General features: G+C 57.6%; 7 protein-coding genes. 5 read left to right on the forward strand and 2 right to left on the reverse strand.

Annotated features, from left to right (window positions below):
- A partial coding sequence (locus tag ENE75_RS24255; RefSeq protein ID WP_128201623.1) for a LysR family transcriptional regulator occupies positions 1 to 655 on the reverse strand: 655 nt, incomplete at its 3' end.
- 74 nt (positions 656 to 729) lie between these two features.
- Positions 730 to 2,154 carry an efflux transporter outer membrane subunit gene (locus tag ENE75_RS24260; RefSeq protein WP_028699135.1) on the reverse strand — a complete coding sequence of 475 codons (1,425 nt, stop codon included), beginning with the start codon at positions 2,152 to 2,154 and terminating at the stop codon, positions 730 to 732.
- 109 nt (positions 2,155 to 2,263) lie between these two features.
- Between ENE75_RS24260 and ENE75_RS25550 the strand changes: the two genes are divergently transcribed.
- From ENE75_RS25550 to ENE75_RS24285, 5 genes are all read left to right on the forward strand, one after another.
- Positions 2,264 to 2,899 carry a TetR/AcrR family transcriptional regulator gene (locus ENE75_RS25550; RefSeq protein ID WP_004883078.1) on the forward strand — a complete coding sequence of 212 codons (636 nt, stop codon included), beginning with the start codon at positions 2,264 to 2,266 and terminating at the stop codon, positions 2,897 to 2,899.
- Positions 2,899 to 4,065: an efflux RND transporter periplasmic adaptor subunit gene (locus ENE75_RS24270; protein ID WP_128201625.1), complete on the forward strand. Its 1,167-nt coding sequence runs from the start codon at positions 2,899 to 2,901 to the stop codon at positions 4,063 to 4,065. Before ENE75_RS25550 ends, ENE75_RS24270 begins: the two co-directional genes overlap by 1 nt.
- A 22-nt stretch (positions 4,066 to 4,087) precedes the next feature.
- A complete protein-coding gene (locus ENE75_RS24275; RefSeq protein WP_004883075.1) occupies positions 4,088 to 7,204 on the forward strand; it encodes an efflux RND transporter permease subunit in 3,117 nt (1,038 codons plus the stop codon).
- Positions 7,205 to 7,394: 190 nt separating this feature from the next.
- A complete protein-coding gene (locus ENE75_RS24280) occupies positions 7,395 to 7,730 on the forward strand; it encodes a DMT family transporter (RefSeq protein ID WP_004883073.1) in 336 nt (111 codons plus the stop codon).
- A 12-nt stretch (positions 7,731 to 7,742) separates the two neighbouring features.
- The coding region (locus tag ENE75_RS24285) for a DUF3313 domain-containing protein (protein ID WP_128201627.1) at positions 7,743 to 8,050 on the forward strand (308 nt) is incomplete at its 3' end.

Here is an 8,050-nt window from a genome sequence, read left to right on the forward strand (position 1 = left end):
CTAGAGGCTGCATTTCAGCCCGGCTAAGTACTCGCTCAATGTGCTTGGCGTGGCCCTCGCACACTTGAGGATCAGATAGCACTAGCGGGTAGCGCAGCAGTTCATCCAATGGAATTCGCTTAAGAGCCAGCAACGGATGCCGAGCTGGCAGCGCCACCATAAGCGTGTCAGTCCACGCGGGAAGTGCGACGATTCCATCACCTACGTCGTCGGACTGTGCAAAGCCGACGTCATACAGGTCGTCGTGCAATCCTTTGATTTGTTGGGATAGTGGCACCTCAAAAAAGCGAATCTCAACCTCGGGCTCCTCCTCGCGACACAACGCCAATAGGGCTGGTAAGCACAGTAGTGTTGCGCCGTCTGACAAGGCGACGCGGAGTTGTCCATGAAAGCCATTTTTTGCTGCCTTCACGCAGTCCCGCGCCTGTTGCAAGGATGCGAACACCCGAGGTGCGTGCTCCATGAGCATCAACCCAGCTCGTGTCAAACGCGTGCTTCTCGTGTTCCGAATAAAGAGCTGTGCTCCTAACTCCTCTTCGAGTTCTTTGATCGTGCGAGACAGTGGGGACTGCTCAATATGCAGTTTCGCAGCGGCGCGAGCGAAGTGAAGTTCCTCGGCGAGCGCCATAAAACAACGTAGATGTCGAATTTCCATGCGTCCCCTACTAATCGTCGATCTATTCAGTATTTAAAACTCGCTGCCATGCTGCGTTCTTCCAACTCAAGGACTCAGGGTGAAGATTGCAGATTCACATGCTCTGGCGAACCAGAAAGCGCTTTAGCGAGAACACCCCATTGCACGGCTGCGTCGGCGCGAGCACGGACCAGAGCCGCTCGCTGGGACAAGGTGCCACGCTCCGCTTCTGCAACAACGGTCGCATCCACCTGTCCCGCCTCAAAGAGGCGTCGACTGCGGTCAAGGAGTCGATCAGCGACGACAAGACCATCGACCTGATGCTGCAGAGAAGTCCGCTGGGTCTGCCAGCCCAGATAAGCGTTCTCCACATCCTGAAGCGCAAGCAAAACCGTGCGTTCCAGGTCAGCCTGTGCGCCGCGACTGCGTGCTGAGCCCTCGTCGATTCCCGCTTGTATTGCTCCACCGTCAAAGATCGGAAGCGTCACACCCAAGCCCAGAGAGAAAATGTTCCCTGCCACACGTGTTCCGTTGTTCTCGAAGCGTTGGCGCCCACCACTCAAATCGAGCACAAGTTTGGGGAACCGCTCGCCTTCTGCTGCGTTCCATCGCGCCGTCGCCGCTGCAAGACGCGCCTGCGCGGCTCTGACGTCGGGGCGCTGCTGCAGCAATTCGCCTGGCACGCTTCTGGGAGTCCAATCGGGCATGGTGAGAGAGGCAAGCGCAGGACCGCTGCCAAGCGCCCCCGGAATCCGGCCAACGAGCACATCCAAGGCATGCGTTGCTTCGCCGCGTACGCGTCGCAACTGCTCTTGCTCCACCCGGAGGGCGATGACCTCGGAACGCGTGCGTTCAATGTCAAAGCCCGTAGCTTGACCTGCCTTGAACTTCTGCTCTGTCAGACGCTCAAGGCGCTCGGCGACTTGAAGTCGCTCTTTTGCCAGATCTTCCAGCTCTGCCGCCTGCCGCTGCTGCAGTGCAGCGGACACTGTCTCAAAGGCGATCTGCCAACGTGTCGCGAACCAGTTCTGTTCGACAGCAACTGCGTCCATCCGTGCGCCATCAGCGGCATGCGAGAGGCGGCCCGCTAGATCAACTTCCCATGAAGCCGACAGCGGAAGCCTGGCATCGCTGCTGATGGTCGGTGCCAAAGAAAAGTCGCGCGCGCGCGTTGCTTGGGGCGTGAGCGCCAAGCTAGGGAACATTGAAGCGCGTGTACGTCGGGTGATCGCCACAGCTTCATCAATCCGCGCTCTTGCAATAGCGAGATCGGTGTTGTGCTCCAGCGCGTTGCGCACCAGCGCGTCAATCAGCGGATCACCGTACGCCGTCCACCACTCGGCCGGGAGTGCTTGTGCTGGCACCTGCTGCACAGCCAGACCCGCTTCGTTCATGAATTTGGCCGGAACCTCAACGCGTGATGTCTCCACCCTGTGAGGCGAGTGGCTGCACGCGGCGAGAAGCGTGATCGATAGGAATGCAACAGCAGTAAGGCCGCGGCGGGCGTAGGGATCGGACATGTTGAGCCACTAGGTTGTGAATTGAGGAGGCCGTCTTGACGGGCATAGTTCATGGCGTGTACTATACCGTCCAGCCGGTTCAAAAATCAAGCATCTTTGGAGTTTCACCATGGCAACTCGTATGAAATCAAGCCCAGAGGAGTCGCATTCGGCGGACAACGGCGCTGAAGCCCCCTCCATCTCTAAGAAAGCGCAACAAACACGGGAGCGCATCCTTCAAGCTGCGCGTGACGTAGTCATGGAGGGAGGTGCCGGGCACCTAACGCTTGACGCGGTCGTTGCACGGGCAGGAATTTGCAAAGGTGCGTTCCTGTACCACTTCAAGACCAAGCGCGATCTGCTCCTCACGATGATTGATGACCAGGTCTCGGCGTTTGATGGCGGGCAGGAAGAGCGAGAGCTGCCATTCGTCGGCGATCCAGACCCTTGGCTATCCAGCCAGGTCTCGGCTATGCCTGACGGCGGGATGCAAAAGATGAGCGCTGCATTGCTGGCGGCCGTGGCTGAAGACCCCACGCTGCTTGAGCCTGTGCGCGGCTGGTACCGCAGGCAGTACGAGAACGCGAGCAAATCTCCACGCGGCACCGATATCGCCGGAATCGTTCTATTTGCCTTGGACGGAGTCTTCCTCGCCGAAATGATGGGTTTTCCGACGTTTGCTGCCGAAGACCTTTCTCGACTCATGCACACCCTCCAGGCGCTCGCCCGCGGCGAACTGGAACTCACCCCTATTGATAAACGCTGATGAAAGGCCTTCCCGTGTCTTGCACTCCCTTTAAATCCCAGTCCTGGCAAATGCAGAAAGTCGGCCTCGCGTTTGTTCTGCTCGCATCGCTTGCCGGCTGTGGTAGTCAGAAGGAGCCTGCTTCCGATCCACCGCGAGCGGTCAAGCTGCTCACGGTGGGGGATGTAGGTTCTGTGGCCAATCGCATTGAATTGAGTGGTCTAGCTCGCTCCAGTGAGCGGAGTACCTTGGGGTTCGAGACTGGCGGGCGTATCAGCAAGCTTCATGTGGACGTGGGAGATCGCTTCTCTCGCGGACAGCTTCTGGCTGAGTTGGATGTTCAGCCCGAGCAACTCCGCCTAGAACAGGCTCGGGCGACACTCGCTGCTGCGGAAGCCGCATTGGCAGACAGAATCGTGCAGACAACGCAGCAAAGGGGGCTGCTTGAGGGCAACGTAATCTCCCCGGCTGCATTCGAGAGTGTGAAAGCACAGTTGGTTGCAGCTGAAGCCCAGGTGCGCAATGCAAAGGCCGCATTCGGCCTTGCCGAGCGTGCGCGAAGGGGGGCCGCCATTCATGCGCCATTCGACGGCGTCGTCGCGGAGAAACTCGCTCTGCCGTTCACAGATATTGCAGCCGGAGCGCCGGTGCTTCAAGTGGATGGACTACGCAGCGGCGTAGAAGTCCTTGCGACTGCATCGACGACCCAGGCGGCAAATATCAAAATTGGGCAGGTCGCCGAACTGCGCCTGAGCGAGTCAGCAAGTCCCGTTCGTGCTTCGGTACAACGCATCGGCTTGCGTGCTGAAAATGGCTCACTTTTACCTGTCGTGCTCGTTCCTCAAGATGCTACTCTTGCGCGCAGTCTTCGACCCGGGTCTGCCGTTCAAGTATTGCTGAAGGCACCGGAAGCGAAGGATGCCTCACCAGATCGTCTGATGCTTCCCTATTCGGCACTGGTGCTCAGTGAGAAAGCAGGACAAGCCGCAGTGTTTGTATATGACGTGACCGGAAAGAAGGTGCACCGCCGGGAAGTGCAATTCCAGAGCGAGCCAGGCGGCGACAACGTTCGCGTTGTGGGCGGCCTGAAGCGCGGCGAGATGGTAGTCGCGGCTGGCGCGAGTTGGCTGACGAACGAGCAACAAGTCACCCCACTCAAGGCCACGACCCAATTGGCCGGACGCTGACCCGCTACAGGAAGACTTCGCTATGAAGATCACAGAAATGGCGCTGCGCGCCAGCAGACTCACCTACCTTGCCGCGGTCATCATTCTTGTTGCCGGCATTGCCACGTTTCTCAATTTCCCTTCGCAGGAAGAGCCATCGGTCACGATTCGAGATGCGGTTGTTGCCGTTCTGAACCCTGGCATGCCAGCCGAACGTGTTGAGCAGTTGATCGCGCGTCCGATCGAGGAGCGTTTGCGGGAGCTGGCCGAGGTCAAGCGTGTAACCACAACCGTTCGCGCGGGAGGGGCCGTCATACAGGTCACGATCTGGGAGCGGTACACCGACCTAGCCCCCATATGGCAGCGCGTTCGCGCGAAGGTTGCCGATGCTCAGCCTCTGCTTCCACAGGGTACGTTGGGGCCATTTGTCAACGACGACTTCGGCCGTGTTGCCGTGGCCTCCATTGCGGTGACCGCGCCGGGCTACTCCATGGGCGAAATGCGTGTGTCGTTGAAAGAGATGCGCGATCGCCTATACGCGCTTCCCGGCGTTGATCGCATCAGCTTCTACGGCTTGCAGGAAGAGCGCGTCTATCTCGAATTTGATCGACCAAAACTAGCCCAGCTTGGATTGACCCCACAAGGGGTGATCGATCAACTCGTTAAACAAAACGTCGTGCTTTCAGGCGGGCAAATCGCCATCGGTGGCATCAACGCTTCGCTGGCTGTTAGTGGAGAGGTTCGCGACGCCGCTTCGCTGCGCGCGTTGCCGATCATGATGGCGCAAGCTCAGGGTGCGCGCGGTGCTTCGCCTGCTCCTTCAATCTCACTGGGAGAGCTTGCGCGCGTGCAGGTACAACCTGCAGATCCTCCCGAGTCTGCTGCAGTCTATAAGGGCCAGCCTGCCGTAGTGATGGCAGTGTCCATGACCTCGGGCCAGAACGTGGAGCAATTCGGCGTAGCCCTCAAATCCCGTGTGGCCGAGCTTGAGAAACTTCTGCCCGCAGGTTTCGAGCTCTCCTATGTGACATTCCAGGCAGACGTCGTCAAACGTGAAATGGGCAAGATGAACCAGGTGATGATCGAAACGATTGTCATCGTGCTCGGCGTCGTCGTCCTTTTCCTGGGATGGCGCACAGGATTCATCGTCGGGATGATCGTGCCGCTTACCATTCTGGGGGCACTGATCGTGATGCGCGCGCTGAACATCGAGCTGCAAAGTGTTTCGATGGCAGCCATCATCATCGCTTTGGGGCTCTTGGTAGACAACGGCATCGTGATTGCCGAAGACATTGAACGGCGCTTGGCAGCCGGTGAAGACCGCAAACAGGCTTGTCTCGAAGCGGGTCGTACCCTCGCACTGCCGCTGCTGACGTCCTCATTGGTTATCGTCATCGCCTTCTCCCCGTTCTTCTTCGGCCAGAGTGCGACGAGTGAGTATCTGCGCTCTCTCGTCATTGTCCTCGCGCTCACGTTACTCGGATCTTGGCTGTTGTGTCTGACCGTCACTCCACTGCTGTGCTACCACTTCACCAAAGTGCATCATCAACCGGCGAATGACGCGCAAACCTACAACACACGCTTCTATCGCGGCTATCGCAAGTTGCTTGAGTGGGTGCTTGACCACAAGGCGATCTACGTTGGTGTGATGACGGGTGCATTGGCCGTAGCTCTGTACGGATTCACGACACTGCCATACGACTTCTTGCCGAAGTCCGACCGAGTTCAATTCCAAATACCGGTGCAGCTCGCCCCTGGAACGGATTCACGGCTCACTCTTGCCAAAGTGAAGGAAGTGAGCGGCTGGCTCGGTGATCAAGAAATCAACCCCGAAATCACGGATCACATTGGCTACGTCGCTGACGGTGGGCCGCGCTTCATCCTTGGGCTCAATCCCCCATTGCCAGCATCGAACATCGCGTACTTTGTCGTGACGGTCAAGGCAGGCACCAACATTGACGTCGTGATTGCCCGAACTCGGGCTTACTTCGCGCAGCATCATGGAGATGTACGCGCAGAGCCTCAGCGGTTCTCGCTAGGCACTACCGAAGCCGGCACAGCCGTCTACCGGGTCAGTGGGCCGGATCATGAGGTGCTGATGAATGCGGCGGCGAAAATTGAGTCCGCGCTACGGGAGCTGCCAGGTACGGCCAACATCAAGAACAACTGGGATACCCGTGTCGGCCGTCTCGATGTTCGGGTCGATCAAGATCGTGCGCGACGTGCTGGCGTCACCACCGACGACATAGCTGCCTGGCTTGGCACCCGCTACATCGGCCAGTCGATCTCTGTGATCCGAGATGGCGATACCAGCGTGCCAATCGTGATGCGCGGGACGTCCAATGATCGGCGCAGCACTGCGGACGTTGGTTCGACGACCATCTATCCAGCGTCGGGTGGCCAGCCGGTTTCCCTGGCGCAAGTGGCCGATGTCACGCTCGCTAGCGAGCCGTCTGTGATCCAGCGCCGCAATCTCATTCGTACAGTCACAGTTCAGGGGCAGAACACCGCATACACCGCGCAAGAGATCGTGGATCACCTCGCACCTCGGATCGCCGCAATTGAACTACCTGCAGGCTATGCCATAGAGCTTGGTGGAGAAATTGAGGAATCGGCTGAATCGAATGCATCGCTCACGCACTACATGCCGTTCGCTCTTCTGGCGATGTTGCTGCTATTCATCTGGCAGTTCAACTCCTTCCGCAAGCTGATCGTGATTCTCGCAACGATTCCCTTCACGTTGATTGGGGTCGTGATTGCACTGAAGGCAACAGGCACTCCTTTCAGCTTCATGGCGACATTCGGGGTGCTTGCGCTGTTCGGAATCATCGTCAACAACGCCGTTCTTCTGCTCGAACAAATTGAACACGGCCTCTCGGAAGGTCTCGCCCGACATGAAGCCCTGGTGGGAGCTGCGATGCAGCGGCTGCGTCCAATCGTGATGACCAAGGTGACCTGTATCGCGGGTCTCGTGCCCCTGATGTTGTTTGCGGGGCCGCTGTGGAAGGGCATGGCCATCGGCATGATCGGTGGTCTCGCACTTGGCACGCTCGTGACGCTTGGCCTGATTCCGTTGCTCTACGAGGTGCTGTTCGGAATGAAGTGGCCGGGCAGCAAACGGAGTCACGAGGCGGTACAACAACCAGTGCAACCGGTCTGATCCCTCAGCGTAACTGTCCACACGCTTCCCCCGATCTCTCTCGTGGCCGGAGAGATCGGGGAGACAGATTCTCGCCATCAGAGAGTTTAAGAAGAAATCAGAAGCAGAGCGAATTGACCGCCTACTGCCTATTCTTTGATGCTTTGATGCTTTGATAATCAATTTTCACTGAATAGATTTGGAGAAATATATGAACCCGTTGTCATGGAATCCATGGTTGGTTCTACTGATTGCCGGCCTGTTCGAAATCGGTTGGCCACTAGGCCTCAAGATGGGTGCGGCCAATGCAGCGATGCGCTACGTGGGGCCGGCGATTGCAGTTGCCTGTATGGCAGCCAGCGGCTTTTTCCTATGGTTATCTCTTAAACAGATCCCCATAGGAACAGCTTATGCGGTCTGGACCGGCATCGGTTCGCTGGGCGCGTTTTTCGTGGGCGTGTATGTGTTCGGCGATACCGCCTCCTTGATACGTTGGGTTGGAATTGCGCTGGTTGTTGCTGGCATCGTCTGTCTGAAAATGGGATAAATGAAAATATATATGAAACGCCCTATTTCATTAATCCATTTTGTGCTGCTGGCAGGCCTCACGGCAACCTTATCTGGCTGTGCTTCAAACGGAATGACTCGATCAGGGTTTCTTGGTGATTACGATGTATTGGGAAAAACGAAGTACGAAAATGTTCTGCTCTTCAAGGCGCCAGGCTTTGAACCCAGTCGTTACCGGGAAATATTAGTCGAGGATGCTCAGGTAGTGACGGCAACTGGACGCATAGGTGGGCTTGAAGCTGAGCAAGTGCGAGAGCTTCTCGATCACGTCAACAGTGAACTGCGACATCTCCAAACTAA

The organism is Rubrivivax albus (assembly GCF_004016515.1).
In the GTDB taxonomy this organism is placed as follows: Bacteria; Pseudomonadota; Gammaproteobacteria; order Burkholderiales; family Burkholderiaceae_C; genus Rubrivivax; species Rubrivivax albus.